Annotated in this window: 15 protein-coding genes; 8 read left to right on the top strand and 7 right to left on the bottom strand. The window is 32.0% G+C overall.

All coding sequences use genetic code 11. The features are described 5' to 3' along the window. The 6 genes from AC15TD_RS01665 to AC15TD_RS01640 form a co-directional block, all read right to left on the bottom strand. Positions 1 to 818: DUF58 domain-containing protein (locus tag AC15TD_RS01665; RefSeq protein ID WP_484450400.1), on the bottom strand; the 818-nt coding region annotated here is incomplete at its 3' end. Between the two features lie 21 nt (positions 819 to 839). Then, positions 840 to 1,823, bottom strand: a complete 984-nt coding sequence (locus AC15TD_RS01660) for an AAA family ATPase (RefSeq protein ID WP_484450399.1) — start codon at positions 1,821 to 1,823, stop codon at positions 840 to 842. Further along, positions 1,805 to 3,037: a DUF4350 domain-containing protein gene (locus tag AC15TD_RS01655; RefSeq protein ID WP_484450398.1), complete on the bottom strand. Its 1,233-nt coding sequence runs from the start codon at positions 3,035 to 3,037 to the stop codon at positions 1,805 to 1,807. The genes AC15TD_RS01660 and AC15TD_RS01655 overlap by 19 nt, the downstream gene beginning before the upstream one ends. Further along, positions 3,034 to 3,768 carry a DUF4129 domain-containing protein gene (locus AC15TD_RS01650; protein ID WP_484450397.1) on the bottom strand — a complete coding sequence of 245 codons (735 nt, stop codon included), beginning with the start codon at positions 3,766 to 3,768 and terminating at the stop codon, positions 3,034 to 3,036. Before AC15TD_RS01650 ends, AC15TD_RS01655 begins: the two co-directional genes overlap by 4 nt. Further along, entirely contained in the window at positions 3,769 to 4,647 is an 879-nt protein-coding gene (locus AC15TD_RS01645) for a hypothetical protein (RefSeq protein ID WP_484450396.1), read from the bottom strand. Continuing rightward, complete coding sequence (locus AC15TD_RS01640; RefSeq protein WP_484450395.1) at positions 4,644 to 5,612, bottom strand: stage II sporulation protein M; 969 nt, start codon at positions 5,610 to 5,612, stop codon at positions 4,644 to 4,646. Before AC15TD_RS01640 ends, AC15TD_RS01645 begins: the two co-directional genes overlap by 4 nt. Positions 5,613 to 5,647: 35 nt before the next feature. Here AC15TD_RS01640 and AC15TD_RS01635 point away from each other — a divergent pair, with 35 nt between their 5' ends. Both AC15TD_RS01635 and AC15TD_RS01630 read left to right on the top strand, forming a co-directional pair. Further along, positions 5,648 to 6,364 (top strand): RDD family protein, encoded by a 717-nt coding sequence (locus AC15TD_RS01635; RefSeq protein WP_484450394.1) that lies wholly within the window; start codon positions 5,648 to 5,650, stop codon positions 6,362 to 6,364. Positions 6,365 to 6,397: 33 nt separating this feature from the next. Beyond that, the gene (locus AC15TD_RS01630; RefSeq protein WP_484450393.1) at positions 6,398 to 7,000 is read left to right on the top strand and encodes a trimeric intracellular cation channel family protein; all 603 of its coding nucleotides are present in this window, start codon (positions 6,398 to 6,400) and stop codon (positions 6,998 to 7,000) included. Positions 7,001 to 7,018: 18 nt separating this feature from the next. Here the strand turns inward: AC15TD_RS01630 and AC15TD_RS01625 are convergent, their stop codons facing one another. After that, on the bottom strand, positions 7,019 to 7,726 hold the full coding sequence (locus AC15TD_RS01625; protein WP_484450392.1) for a peptidylprolyl isomerase: 708 nt from the start codon (positions 7,724 to 7,726) through the stop codon (positions 7,019 to 7,021). Between the two features lie 3 nt (positions 7,727 to 7,729). Here AC15TD_RS01625 and AC15TD_RS01620 point away from each other — a divergent pair, with 3 nt between their 5' ends. The 6 genes from AC15TD_RS01620 to AC15TD_RS01595 form a co-directional block, all read left to right on the top strand. Beyond that, complete coding sequence (locus AC15TD_RS01620) at positions 7,730 to 8,371, top strand: NUDIX hydrolase (protein ID WP_484450391.1); 642 nt, start codon at positions 7,730 to 7,732, stop codon at positions 8,369 to 8,371. 50 nt (positions 8,372 to 8,421) lie between these two features. After that, the gene (locus tag AC15TD_RS01615; RefSeq protein ID WP_484450390.1) at positions 8,422 to 9,219 is read left to right on the top strand and encodes a lysophospholipid acyltransferase family protein; all 798 of its coding nucleotides are present in this window, start codon (positions 8,422 to 8,424) and stop codon (positions 9,217 to 9,219) included. Between the two features lie 103 nt (positions 9,220 to 9,322). Further along, on the top strand, positions 9,323 to 10,612 hold the full coding sequence (locus AC15TD_RS01610; protein ID WP_484450389.1) for an alkaline phosphatase family protein: 1,290 nt from the start codon (positions 9,323 to 9,325) through the stop codon (positions 10,610 to 10,612). An 85-nt stretch (positions 10,613 to 10,697) separates the two neighbouring features. Continuing rightward, positions 10,698 to 11,888: a dipeptidase gene (locus AC15TD_RS01605; protein ID WP_484450388.1), complete on the top strand. Its 1,191-nt coding sequence runs from the start codon at positions 10,698 to 10,700 to the stop codon at positions 11,886 to 11,888. A gap of 322 nt (positions 11,889 to 12,210) precedes the next feature. Next, on the top strand, positions 12,211 to 13,185 hold the full coding sequence (locus AC15TD_RS01600) for a hypothetical protein (RefSeq protein WP_484450387.1): 975 nt from the start codon (positions 12,211 to 12,213) through the stop codon (positions 13,183 to 13,185). Positions 13,186 to 13,369: 184 nt separating this feature from the next. After that, the coding region (locus AC15TD_RS01595) for a DNA topoisomerase (protein WP_484450386.1) at positions 13,370 to 14,102 on the top strand (733 nt) is incomplete at its 3' end.

The following is a 14,102-nucleotide window of genomic DNA, read 5'->3' as shown; positions in this document are numbered from 1 at the left end:
ACATTGCTAAAAGCTAATGTTGAATTAATGGCATAATCTAATAGTTTTAAGCCATTAAAAGGCATTTTCATAACACGTCCTATGTCAATAACAGAATAGATAGGCTGTGATTTTTCGTCTTGATATTGGTTCACCATAAGCTGTCTGCGTTTTGCAGTAGCCTTCCAATTTACCGTTCTAAAGTCATCACCTTGTATGTAATCTTTTATTTGTTCAAATTCAGAAGAATGACCAATACGTCTTATTTTTTTTAACCCTAATTCAGTAAGGTGATTTCCAATTGCAAGAAAATCATATTTCTGCATCTGAATAAATGACGGATACACCGCCACCATCTGTTTGTTTTCAAATTGGTGTTTGCGTTTGATGATTTTAAGGGTGGTTGAGGTGTATATATTTAGATTTCCAAAGACGTATTCACCGCGTTCAACGGGTCGAACACGATAATCCAATTGTTGCGTTTCGTTCGGATTTAGTTTCAGCTGTATTAAAAAATCACGTTTTTGAAATTGAATAGGTAATTCGTCAATAATATGAACAAATACCTTAAAAGGATAATTACTGGTTATACGCAATGGCACCGGATTCTCATCACTGTTTGAAAACTTATCCGGTAAAAGACGTTTTGCATGCACAGGATTTTTAAATCGGTAAAGAAAAAGCGTATCCATTAGGGTTGAAATTCCCAATATTAAAAGTAAAATCCATGCGAACGCATACAAAAAAGGGAACCAATGCGATGTTAAAAAACACAGCGACACGATGGCTATATAAATATAAAACCGGTTGTGTATATATATGGATTTAAGAAATGTCATGTCTTTTTGTTAGTCTGAAAATCACCTTGGAACTTCTATAGATTCGACAATCATATTAATAACATTCTCTGTGGTCATACCTTCCATTTCGCGCTCTGGTGTTAAAATTAGTCTGTGGTTTAAAACCGGAGAAAGCGTTTTTTTAATGTCTTCGGGTGTTACAAAGTCTCTGCCATGTATGGCCGCAAAAGCTTTAGCCGTATTCAAAACGGCAATGGAAGCTCTTGGTGATGCGCCTAAATATAAATGTGGATGATTTCGCGTTTTTGAAATAATTTCTGCAATATATTTTATAATTTTTTCTTCAACCATGATATCTTGAGTTTTAGCCTTAAAATCTGCTAAATCTTTAACTGAAAGTACTTTATTTACAAAGGCTTGAGGTTGCTCGCCTTTGCGTTTATGGTGTGTATCTATAATTTTAATTTCGTCCTCTAGTGATGGATAATCTACTTTTATTTTAAAAATGAAACGATCCAGCTGCGCTTCTGGTAGGGCATAAGTGCCTTCTTGTTCTATCGGGTTTTGCGTTGCCAAAACCATAAAAGGAGATTCAAAAGAGTAGGTATTACCATCTATAGTGGCTTGACACTCTTCCATCGTTTCGAACAGTGCAGCCTGCGTTTTAGCTGGTGCGCGGTTAATTTCATCAATAAGGACAATATTCGAGAAAATCGGACCTTTTCTAAATTCAAATTCAGAATTTTTCATATTTAAAACTGAAGTCCCTAACACATCACTTGGCATTAAATCGGGTGTAAATTGTATTCTGCTAAAGTTGGTTTTTAGCACTTTGGCGAATAGTTTGGCAGTAATGGTTTTCGCAATACCGGGAACGCCTTCAATTAAAACATGGCCGTCTGCTAACAAGGCCACGATTAGAAGTTCTACAAAGTTTTCTTGTCCGATAATAACTTTGCTTAACTCTTTTTTTATGGCTGTAACAGCTTGCTTTAGTTCTTCCAAAGGTACTCTGTTATTAAATTCTAAATCTTGGTTTTCCATGTATTTTTAGATTTAAATGTATCTATTAATGTATTAAGATGCTCTAGTTTTTTAGCATCGATATGCGATGTATTAGTGATGTTTTCAATGGTATTAAAAAGTAGTTTTGTATCGTCCATACTATTATTACTTTTTATGGCAATTTCTTTTAAAAATTTAGGGTCAATCGTATCTGTATTTATGTGTAAATGTACGCGTATATACTCTAAAAAATGCTGAATTTTATGTTGGGCAATGTCATCGTGTTTTCCATTTTCATAATACATATTAGCAATCGTTCTTGTAAAATCCAAGGTTTTATTGGTCAGCGGATTTATTACAGGAATGGCGCGTTGTTTACGTTTACCTTGAAAAATGACGTAAATAACAACACCGATAAGCATGATGTAATACGCCCATTTAAGTTCTTTGGTATTTAAGATGACATACATAGGTGAACTATAAAATGTTTTTCCAGATTTGTAATATTGATCGATATATATAGGTTTTGAAGCATCAAAATAGGATAGTAATCCTGCGGTGTAGTTTTGATTTGGTGACGTAAGCATAAAATAATTAGTGAATGCCTGCGGAAATGTACTCAGCATAATGTTCCCTTTACCAAAACCTTGTTTTATAACATTGATATGTTCATTTTTAATAGAAGAGCCATCTGTAGTTTCATTATCAACAACTCCAATGACAGCGGTGTTTAAGGTGTCTACTTTGTTGAAATAATACAGAAAATTGGCTTTGTCGAAATGGTAAGTAGTCTTGTTTTTAAGGGTTTTATTTTTTAGCTGAAGCTTGTAAATATTATCAAGGTTATTTAAGTTGCTAATTACTTTGTTTTTACCACCGAGTGTATCCAGAAGTTTTTCGTTAATTATTTCTGAAGCAATAAATAAGGTATTTCCCTTAGATGTCCAGTTAAGTAACGTTTCAAGTTCGGTTATATCAAAACTCACGTTGTTATTGATAAAAATGTAGGTCCCGGAAATACTATCGTTGTCGTTTAAATATTCGTAAGGTGGTCTTTCGACATTTGTAATTTCTGATTTTGAAAAAAGCCGTTCTAATTGTTCCTGAAACACATAGGTGCCAAACGGAATTTTGTGTTGTTTCGCGTAGGACGGAAACCAATTAACATCTTTAGGTTTTGTGTATTCAAAAAACACAATAACCAAAACAGCTATTATAATAAGGATTATATATGTTTTTCCTTGCTTGTTCAATCGGTTGTTTTTGAATTGCTTAAAGCTTCAAAAGTTTTTTTTAAATGACTAAATTTTAAAGCATCAACGGTAAATCCGCCATACCATACGTAATCGTAAATCCGAGTAATATTGATGAAGTTTAGTTGTAATTCTTGATTTTTAATTTCGTTTACGTAGTCTTCGTTGGTTTTTTGAAGTTCCCATTGAATCATACCATTTTCACTAAGTTCTTTCAACACTAAAAGGTAATAATACCTGATGGCCAATCTGTAGTTATGGTCTTTTACGGCATTTTCAATAAGTAATGAAATATCTTCATTATTAATAATATGTTCATCATTTGAAAACGAAACGGATGCCTTTTTTTGTTCGCCTAAAACAAGCTGTCTTGAATTTACTTTTAAAAAGAATTTTATAAGTAGATAAACAAGAACACCAAGAAGGATATAAGGCAGTACATTGAAAATAAATTTTAAGATCCCTGTGGCTGAACCAATTCCAAAAATGGCTTCGAAAATTCTAGTCAAAATATTCACAAGCCAACGTTTTATTTTTTTTGCAATGGAATCGTCTTCAACGGTTTCAACATAGTTAAAATCCTTGTTTATTTTGTAATTTGACAGGTCTTCTTCTGTTATTTTAAGTGGTTGTAATTTAGTTTCATCATAATGAACCGTAATACTATCTTGCTGCGCAAAACAGACATTACAGGTTAAAAAAACAAAAAGAAGATGACTGTAAATTCGCATTTAATTATCGCTATTACCAATAGATTCAATACGCTCTAAAGTGCCTGTAAAGTTTTTTCTTTCGTTTAAATTAAAATAAATAAAAGCACTTCCTACAACAGATAAAGAATGCAATAAAAACTGAACAAGATAGCTTAACATGTTTAGAATGATTAAAATTGGATCGTTAAAAACATTCATGTTGGCTGGATCGATTTCCCCTGAAAATATCCCCATTTTTATAATGCTGTAAATACTTGCAGGAACACTAAAAGCGTAACCGGCAACAGCAACGATAATACCAATAACAATAACGGTTGCTAAGGTTATCCAATATTCGTCTTTTATAAGTTTAAAGCTATCACTAAAAGAATCACTAACATCTTTGTTTTCAAAAACCAGAATACATAATACAATACTCATGGGTACCATAAAATAAAAAACAGGTAAAAAACATAACATAGCAGAAAAAACTAATACAATCCACTTTGTAATATTCAATACTAAAAAACTCCAAAATGTACTTTTAGTATATTTTTTTACTTCCTCAAAATTTACAGAGCCTTGATTATCGTTATACGATTTAATATAATGTAAAACGGCTGATGTAGATATTGTATAAGCCAGAATAGCACTTATCATCATTAAAAGTACAGCTGTTATCATAGTGAATATACCCATATCATTAAAGGCATTATTATTACGATTAGTAAAATTAAAAATGTCTCCAACACTGTATGAGTAAAAACCCATTGCCAGTAAAAAAACAACTAGATATGGGCCGGAAATTTGTAAAATAGTTTTAAAAAAAGGTTTAAATTCAGTCCTAACAAAGCCAAACGTATCGCTTAAAATATCTCCTAGTTCGCGTTGTTTTTTAAATTCAATAAGTGTTTTCATGTGTTTTGTAGATTGTCTTTTTTGTGCAATTGTATTGGGTGAATAACGTAATAAAATATAATAAGAGCTAATGAACTTAGGATAATAAAAATGGCTAACCAATCCGGCATTTCGGTATGTCTGGTTACAAAACCTTCTAAAAAACCAGCGATAACAAAAAACGGAATCGTACTCATTAAAATTTTAAGTCCATTTTTAACACTGCGTTTAAAAGATTCTAATCGCGTATATGTTCCTGTAAACAACATGCCGTTGCCTAAAACCAATCCAGAACACGCCGCAATAATAATGACAGATATTTCGATAGCTCCATGAATCCAAATGGTTCTGGCAGATTCCCAAAGCAATCCGTTTTCATAAAACATATACTGGAAACTTCCAAGCATGATGCCATTTTGAAGCATAACGTAAAGCGAACCGACGCCAAACAATATGCCATAACCAAATGCCATAAGCGCCACTTTAATATTGTTTATGGTAATGCCAAGAAACATATTAAATTCGCCTTGTTCTTTATAAACAGCCATAGGATCCCCCTTTTTAATATTCTCATAGGTCATGTTTACATAGCCATCACCTAAAAAAGACCGAACAAAATCCCCTTCGTTAGCAGCCGAAAATGCTCCGGCAATCACAAATAATGAAAACACTAAAAACGCAATTAAAAGTTCACGATGATGATGATAAAACATGGAGGGAAATTCAGTTTTATAAAACGAAATAATTCGAGTTTTAGATTCCTTTTTTGTTTTATAAATTTTTTGATGTGCTTTTGAAGCTAAGCTATTTAAATAACCTTCGGTGTTACTGTTTGGGTAAAAGGTTTTTGCGTAGCTTAGGTGATCTGTGATTTCAACGTATAGACTTGATAATTCATTGGCATCTAAAGTGGTTTTATTTAACAAAACACTTTCAAATGTTAACCATTTAGATTTATTTTGCTTCACAAAAGCAGCTTCACGCATGTGTTAGTAGGTTTTATAACCAAAGAAAAGAAAATATGAAAGAATTTCAAATAGAAACTGCTCAAAATGTAAGTATTCAGCAAAATGCTGCAAATTTAGGCGATAGGCTTCTAGCATATCTTATAGATAGTTTTATTGTATTTATTTATATGTTTTCAGTCATTATGCTTTTGGTGGCATTAGATTTAGATATGAGAGATTTATGGGCATTGTATTTATTAGTATCATTACCTGCATTTTTATATTATTTACTATTAGAAACGTTCTGGGATGGGCAAACTGTTGGTAAATATGCCATGAAAACACGCGTTGTAAAATTAGATGGTTCTAAACCTACATTTGCCAGTTATTTTGTTCGATGGATTTTAAGAATTATAGATGTGACTTTATCGAGCGGAGGTATTGCTGTTTTAACTATTTTAGTTAGAGGTAACGGGCAACGTGTAGGAGATATTGCAGCGGGTACAACGGTAATAAGCGAGAAGCAAAAATTAAGTATACATGACACCATTTTAAAAGAAATCCCTGAAGATTATAAGCCAGTTTATAGTCAGGTCACCTTGTTTAAAGATGATGAGATACAAACTATTAAAAACTTATATGATGAAGCCGTTAGAAATGGGCACCACAATATTATTTTATCATTAAATAAGCGCATATCTCAAGTGATGCATATAGAACCTAAAGAAAATCCTGTTGATTTTGTAAATACGGTTATTAAAGATTATAATTACTACACTCAGAATATGTAAGTTGATAAATTTTTTAATATTTAGAAATTAAGTATGATTTATAGTATTGATATTTTAGGAACTATTGCCTTTGCAATTTCTGGTGTTCTGGTTGCTTTTAATAAAAGGATGGATTTATTCGGAATTTTAATAATTGCATTCGTTACAGCAGTTGGCGGAGGAACACTGAGAGATTTACTTATTGGAGATACGCCAGTTAGTTGGATGACCAATATAACATATACATACGTTGTTCTTGCATCGGCTATTTGTGCAATTATCTTTAGAAGTAAAATTAATTATTTAAGAACGTCGTTATTTCTTTTTGATACCATTGGAATTGGTTTGTATACATTAGTTGGAATAGAAAAAGGAATACAAGCTGATTTACACCCCATAATTTGTATCGCCTTAGGAACTATGACAGCTAGTTTTGGTGGCGTTCTAAGAGATATTTTATGTAATGAAATTCCAGTGATTTTTAGAAAGGAAATTTATGCAACAGCTTGTATTGCAGGAGGTGTAGTTTATTTTCTATTAATAAAATTTCTAATTGATAGTAATGTGGTTTTTATAATTTCAGGAATTACCGTAATTGTAATAAGGCTTCTAGCAGTAAAATTCAAAATAGGTTTACCAAACATCTATAGGAGTTAAATGTTTAATAGATTAGGTTCATTTTATAATTTCAGCATTTCTAATATAAATATTTTTTAAAGGCCAATCTGCTTCATCAGTTTCTACAGCAGCAATTTTGTCAATAACATCCATACCCCTAATTACTTTTCCAAAAACAGTATAATCACCATCTAAAAAATGAGAACCACCTTGTTGTTGAACTATAAAAAATTCAAATGGGGATGCTAATTTATAAGGATTGTCAATTTCTCCGCTAGGCATTGAAATAACACCGCGCTCATGCTTAAAACCTCTGTTGGTATCGGTTGGCAATAAGTATCTCCCAATAGCAGCTCTTTTTCTAGATGTTTTTTTGTCATCACTATTGCCTCCTTGCACGATAAAATTATTAATCACTCTATAAAATTGTGTGTCTTTAAAATAGCCGCGTTTGGTTAAGTATATAAAGTTTGACCTATGAAATTTGGTTTCATTAAATAATAGAATATCAAAAGAACCAAAATCGGTTGTTAGTCGTACAGTGTTCTCTTTGTGATGCTTGTCGTATTCTAAAAAGAATTCCATTGCATTTGTTAAGCCATCAAGTACAGGATATTCCTCAACGTCTTTAGTTTTGTTAACTTTTTTATTTTCTTTTTTTTCTACTTTAGTTTCTGTTTTCTCTTGCTTTGTGTTCTTTTTAGATTGTTTATCTTCACAGTTAAAAAACAATATAAATAGACATAACAGTTTTATAATTCTCATAAAATGAATTTTGATGAATTTTTATTAAGAATTTCAAAAATAAAAAATATACCGCTACCTGCCGAAGTATCTCAGTTTAAAATGGCGCCTCCTTTTAGAAAAGAGCTTTTAGAAATTCATAAAGATGCTATTAAATCTGCTAAAAAGGCTGGTGTACTGGCCCTATTTTATCCAGATATAAATCATGAAACTAACTTAGTGTTAATTCTCAGGAAAAGGTATAATGGCGTTCATTCTGCTCAAGTTTCGTTTCCTGGAGGAAAGCTTGAAGAGAACGACGCTTCACTACAAGACGCTGCTTTAAGAGAGACTTTTGAAGAAATAGGAGTACCTATTCATGATATTCAAGTTGTAACACCGCTAACTGAAGTTTATATACCACCTAGCAATTTCTATGTGCAACCTTTTATGGGCGTTTCAAATAAAAGGCCATCCTTTTTAAAAGAAGAAAGTGAAGTCGAAGATATTATTGAAATACCTTTAAGATATTTTTTTATTGATGATGTATCAGTTTTTAAAAAAGTAACGACGTCTTATAGTGTTGAGGTTGAGGTGCCTGCATTTTTGTTAAAAGGACATATTGTCTGGGGCGCAACCGCAATGATTTTAAGCGAGGTTAAAGACTTATTAAAACAATTGATGTAATTTATAGTTTTATTACATTTGTATTTAACTAACTAATTGAAGGCTGATATATGGCGTGGTTTAAACGAAATCCCTTTGGGCATATTCTTATTGTAAAAAAATGGTTGATTAGGATTCTAGGGATTATGACTCATAGACGTTTTAGAGGGTTTAATGAATTACATATTGAAGGTTCTGAAATTTTTAAAGACTTACCAGATACAAATGTGCTTTTTATATCAAATCATCAAACCTATTTTGCTGATGTGGTGGCCATGTTTCACGTGTTTAATGCCAGTTTAAGTGGTCGAGATGATTCTATAAAAAACGTTGGGTATCTATGGAATCCCAAATTAAACATCTATTATGTAGCAGCTAAAGAAACTATGAGAGCTGGTTTGCTGCCTAAAATTTTGGCCTATGTTGGTTCGGTAAGTATCGAACGTACCTGGAGAGCAGAAGGACAAGACGTGAAGAGACAAGTTAAAATGAGTGATATTTCTAATATTGGAAAAGCTTTAGACGATGGTTGGGTGATTACATTTCCGCAAGGAACAACAACTCCGTTTAAACCTATTAGAAAAGGTACAGCTCACATTATAAAGCGTTATAAACCTATAGTGGTACCTATTGTAATAGACGGATTTAGAAGGTCTTTTGATAAAAAAGGATTACGTATTAAAAAGAAAAACATACTTCAATCTATGGAAATTAAAGCACCATTGGAGATTGATTATGAAAATGAAACTACTGAAGATATCGTAAAAAAAATAGAATTTGCTATTGAGCAGCACCCATCATTTTTAAAAGTAATTCCACAAGAAGAGCTAGAAGCATTAGAAGCATTAAATAAACTTCGCGAGTGGTAATTGATTATTTAAAGTTCCTTAAACACTTTGTATAGTTGACTTAAAAGGGAAAAATAAAATTAAAACGATCATTATATATTAATTACGGATTATAAAAAAATAAATGACCAATAGAAAAGTCATGTATGTGCTCATTTTTATTATAAGCACAGTTACTATGCTATCCTGCAAAACAAGTTCTAGTTTAAATAATCAAACGTTTACCTTAAATTCAAAAGCTTCACAAGAAAAACCGTATGTGATTTTAGTGTCTTTAGATGGTTTTCGTTGGGATTATGTAGAGCAATTTAAACCGCCCCATTTAAGTCATTTTATAAAAAATGGCGTAAAAGCAGAATCGTTAATTCCCTCGTTTCCTTCTAAAACATTTCCGAATCATTACACCATTGCAACAGGAATGTATCCCGAAAATCATGGATTAATTGGTAATTCTTATTTTAACTATGAAAAAGATGTGATTTACAGTATGGGGAATCGCGATATGGTTGAAGATGGAAGCTATTATAAAGGCACACCAATTTGGGTCTTAGCTGATAAGTCTCAAATGGTATCAGCTAGTTATTTTTTTGTAGGTTCAGAGGCAGATGTTCAAGGTATTAGGCCTACATATTATTATAGATATGATGGTCGCGTTAAAAATGAAGATCGCGTTGATCAAGCTGTTGAATGGTTAGAATTGCCATCTCAAAAGCGACCACATATGATTACCTTGTATTTTTCTGATATGGATGATGTCGGTCATAAGTTTAGTCCGGATGATCATGAAAAATTAAAAGATAGATTGTTTGAATTAGATAAGCATCTCGGAAACCTGTTTAAAGGCGTAAAAGAAACTGGGCTTCCAGTCAACATCATAATTGTGTCCGATCACGGCATGACAACCATTCCCCAAAATAAATTCATTTCTATTGTAACTATTAAAAATGATGATTTGTTTTTAACCATCGATAATGGTGCTATTGTGAATATTCATCCTAAAGATGCAACTCAAATAGATACTGTTTATTCTTATTTAAAAGCGAAAGAAAATCATTTTAAAGTTTATAAGACTGAAGATGCTCCTGAATTTGAATATACGCCTAAAAACAAAAATTGGGGAGCAATCCAAGTAGTGCCAGATATAGGATATTATTTTGCTGGTCAGACCAGAATAGACAGAATGAGTGAATATCCCGATGCTGTTTTTGGTGTTCATGGTTACGACCCTAATTTTAAAGATATGCACGGTATATTTTATGCGAACGGACCCGCTTTTAAAAACAGATACATAATGCCTTCGGTAAAAAATATTCATATTTATCCGCTTATTTGTGATATTTTAGGCTTGAAAATTCCGATCGATATTGATGGGGAATTAGATAAAATTCAAACAGTTCTGAAAACGGAAGAATGATAATTTGTAACTTATTCTAATATTTTAGAGGTGAATGAAAGTTGAAAAATTTATCATTACGTTAAATTAAACACCCAATATAAATATGAAGTATCTCTATCTATTAATACTATTTTTCGCTTTAACGTCTTGTAAACAATCTTCAGATAAAAAGGCGGAATCCAAAACCATGGAAGAAATTCACAATCAGGCAATATTTGTAGATACGCATAACGATATTCTAACCCAAACAATGGTTAAAGGTTATTTGCTAGATGATAATCTTAAAGGAAAAGCCCATAGTGATTTAAAACGAATGAAAGAAGGAGGACTAGATGTCCAATTTTTTTCAGTTTGGAGTGATGGGAATCAAATAAATCCTTACGACTTTGCAAATAGACAAATAGATAGTTTGGATGCAGTAATAAAAAGAAATCCAAATAAAATAACCAAGGTTTCGGGTACCAAAGAACTTTTAGAAACCGTAAAGCAAGATAAAATAGCAGCCTTAATTGGTATAGAAGGCGGACATCAAATTGAAGATGATTTAAATAAATTAGATACGCTATACAACCGCGGTGTGCGCTATATGACACTTACCTGGAATAATTCTACCGATTGGGCGACGAGTGCTTCTGATGAATTATATAACAAAGAATTAAAACATAAAGGGCTTTCAGATTTTGGTAAAAAGGTTGTTAGCAAAATGAATTCTTTAGGAATGATGGTGGATGTTTCTCATGTTGGAGAACAAACTTTTTGGGATGTTATTGCCTGTAGCAAAAAGCCTATTATTGCGTCTCATAGTTCGGTATATAGTCTATGTCCGCATTCTCGAAACTTAAAGGATGATCAAATAAAAGCTATTGCAAAAAATGACGGTGTTATTCAAATAAATTTTAATTCAGGTTTTTTAGATCCAACAGTAGGCGCGAAGGAGGAGGCGTTTCTTGAAAAATATAATTCTAAAATTGATTCACTTAAGCAGACGGGAATAGATCCTTATCTTGCTCAAGAATTGATTTATATAAAATATCCTCAAGAATCAGAAGCGTTAAGAGCTCCCTTTAATATGGTTATTGAGCATATAGAATACATTATCAAATTAGTTGGTGTTGATTACGTTGGGATAGGTTCTGATTTTGACGGTATTATTCTGCCTCCCAGATTAATGGATGATGTTACAACTTATCCTTTAATAACAAAGGCGTTATTAGAAAAAGGATATAATGAAAGTGATATTGATAAAATTTTAGGTGGAAATATTTTACGAGTTTTAAAAGCAAACGAATTATAGAAATAACAACTTTCAGAAGCAAATATAAAGTCACGCAAAAAGGAGTTAAACGAAAAAAATTATGAGTTTTTATTAATTTAAACCTGTTAATAACACTTAACAATTCCTTTTTAAAACAATCTTCTAAATTCATTGCCAAGATTATAATTCACTTACTTTTTAGGTAAACCTTGTTTTAGTTTTTTGGAATATATTCAGCATAATTTTCTTATTTTTTTTACTTCGGGAGAAAAATTAACTAACTTCGTTTAACGTCTGATATAAATTATTAAAGCGAATTCATATCATAAAAGTTTGACGCACATTTTAGATAAACTTGTATATGAAAACAGCATTGATATTAAGTATATTGATTTTAAGTAATTCTATATTTGCACAAATCCCAGGAAAATCAATTGAAGGACCTATAGTTTTATTTGATACCTTAACTGTTAAGCAGGGTGATATCATATATTTAGGAAAGGGAAGTGAGCCAGAAACGGGGAATTTTATGCATCTTTACGTTCCTAAAAACACAAATATTCCGTTGGCAAAAGATATCCTCTCTGGTTTTTTTTCTGATAATACAGGTTTTGATTCTAAAGCGATACCCCAAGAAAATTTAGATAAAAATTTTGAAGGTAAGCAATTAGTGATCAAAGGTTTTAGTAAAGTTTCATCTAAAAGAAAGGGCAAAAAAAATCTTGGTGTTATTAACATGAAGGAAGTCCAATTTATTGAGGATGTGTTTTTTAACAATATTGTAGTTGACTTTGAACCCGCGATAAAATCAGGAGAAATAATTAAAATTAGTACCTCTAGATTAGCAGAAAAAGCCTCAGAGGAATTATTGTTTTTACCCTTTGTAATGACTAATAAAGGTATTGAGCTGGTCGTTGTCACTTTCATTAATTTAAGTAAAACTGAGCTTTATAATAAGGCTACTAATTGGGCTAATTCACACTATGAAATTCCAAATCAAGCTACAATAACTTCAGTTCAAGACGAAAGAATTAATATTAACGACATTGCTAAAAATGTAAAATTTGGTACAATTTTGGGAATAAATCTTATTGCTGATTTGCCTTATCTGTTTACAGTCGATTTTACAGATAGTGAAATTACAATGGCATTTAATTTAGGTAATGAAAATGGAGATATTTTTGATGAAAATGGAGAGGTTATTGCTAACATCTCCCCAGAGCATATGTTTAATAGAAATGGAGAAGTAAACAAAATGAGTCAGGTTTTTAAAGAAGAAGCCGAAAGGATAATGAATGATATATCTTACTCTATTGTCGATTATTTAAAGAATTAATCAATGACAATTGTTTTTAAAATAGATCAATAAGAAATTACTTTTTTAATACGTATTAGAAATAAGTTATTATTATAATATCAACTTTTCTCTAGTTTTTATTTCGTTAATAACTCCTAACAATTCCTTTTTAAAACAATCTTCTAAATTCCTATTTTGCAACACGCAAATCAAATAATAACAAGTGAAAGTCTGTATAGCCGAAAAGCCTAGTGTAGCGCGAGAAATAGCTTCTGTTTTAGGAGCGAATACCAAGCATGATGGGTATTTTGAAGGTAATGGATATGCCGTAACCTACACATTTGGACATTTGTGCACGCTTAAGGAACCGCATGATTATAAGTCTTATTGGAAAAGCTGGGACTTAAATAATCTACCTATGCTACCTGAAAAGTTTCAAACGAAAGTAGTTGCTAATTCAGGCATTCAAAAGCAATTTAAGATTGTAAAAAGTCTTTTTGATAAAGCCGATGTAGTTATAAACTGCGGGGATGCTGGTCAGGAAGGGGAACTTATTCAGCGTTGGGTTATGCATCAAGCTAATTATAAAGGTGATGTCAAGCGATTATGGATTTCATCATTAACTACCGAAGCTATTAAAGAAGGTTTTGAGAATTTAAAACCATCAAAAAATTACGATAACCTATATTATGCGGGGTTTTCAAGAGCCATTGGAGACTGGTTGTTGGGTATGAATGCGACCAGATTATACACGGTAAAACATGGCGGTTATAAGCAGGTATTATCGGTTGGGAGAGTGCAAACACCAACGTTAGCTATGGTGGTTAATCGTTTTAAAGAGATTGAAAATTTTAAGCCACAGCCATATTGGGAGTTGCAAACCATGTATCGCGAGACCTTATTTAGTTATGAAGAAGGACGTTTTTTAAAGAAGGAGGATGGTGAAGCCTTAGCAA

Source organism: Yeosuana sp., assembly GCF_057126245.1.
Note: the sequence above shows the minus strand (reverse complement) of the source record. Positions and strands in the feature narration are given on the sequence as shown.

Excerpts from the sequence above, each read along its gene's own strand:
- AC15TD_RS01660 (WP_484450399.1), bottom strand. The coding sequence starts at position 1,823 with ATGGAAAACCAAGATTTAGAATTTAATAACAGAGTACCTTTGGAAGAA.
- AC15TD_RS01650 (WP_484450397.1), bottom strand. The coding sequence starts at position 3,768 with ATGCGAATTTACAGTCATCTTCTTTTTGTTTTTTTAACCTGTAATGTC.
- AC15TD_RS01645 (WP_484450396.1), bottom strand. The coding sequence starts at position 4,647 with ATGAAAACACTTATTGAATTTAAAAAACAACGCGAACTAGGAGATATT.
- AC15TD_RS01640 (WP_484450395.1), bottom strand. The coding sequence starts at position 5,612 with ATGCGTGAAGCTGCTTTTGTGAAGCAAAATAAATCTAAATGGTTAACA.
- AC15TD_RS01635 (WP_484450394.1), top strand. The coding sequence starts at position 5,648 with ATGAAAGAATTTCAAATAGAAACTGCTCAAAATGTAAGTATTCAGCAA.
- AC15TD_RS01630 (WP_484450393.1), top strand. The coding sequence starts at position 6,398 with ATGATTTATAGTATTGATATTTTAGGAACTATTGCCTTTGCAATTTCT.
- AC15TD_RS01625 (WP_484450392.1), bottom strand. The coding sequence starts at position 7,726 with ATGAGAATTATAAAACTGTTATGTCTATTTATATTGTTTTTTAACTGT.
- AC15TD_RS01620 (WP_484450391.1), top strand. The coding sequence starts at position 7,730 with ATGAATTTTGATGAATTTTTATTAAGAATTTCAAAAATAAAAAATATA.
- AC15TD_RS01615 (WP_484450390.1), top strand. The coding sequence starts at position 8,422 with ATGGCGTGGTTTAAACGAAATCCCTTTGGGCATATTCTTATTGTAAAA.
- AC15TD_RS01610 (WP_484450389.1), top strand. The coding sequence starts at position 9,323 with ATGACCAATAGAAAAGTCATGTATGTGCTCATTTTTATTATAAGCACA.
- AC15TD_RS01605 (WP_484450388.1), top strand. The coding sequence starts at position 10,698 with ATGAAGTATCTCTATCTATTAATACTATTTTTCGCTTTAACGTCTTGT.
- AC15TD_RS01600 (WP_484450387.1), top strand. The coding sequence starts at position 12,211 with ATGAAAACAGCATTGATATTAAGTATATTGATTTTAAGTAATTCTATA.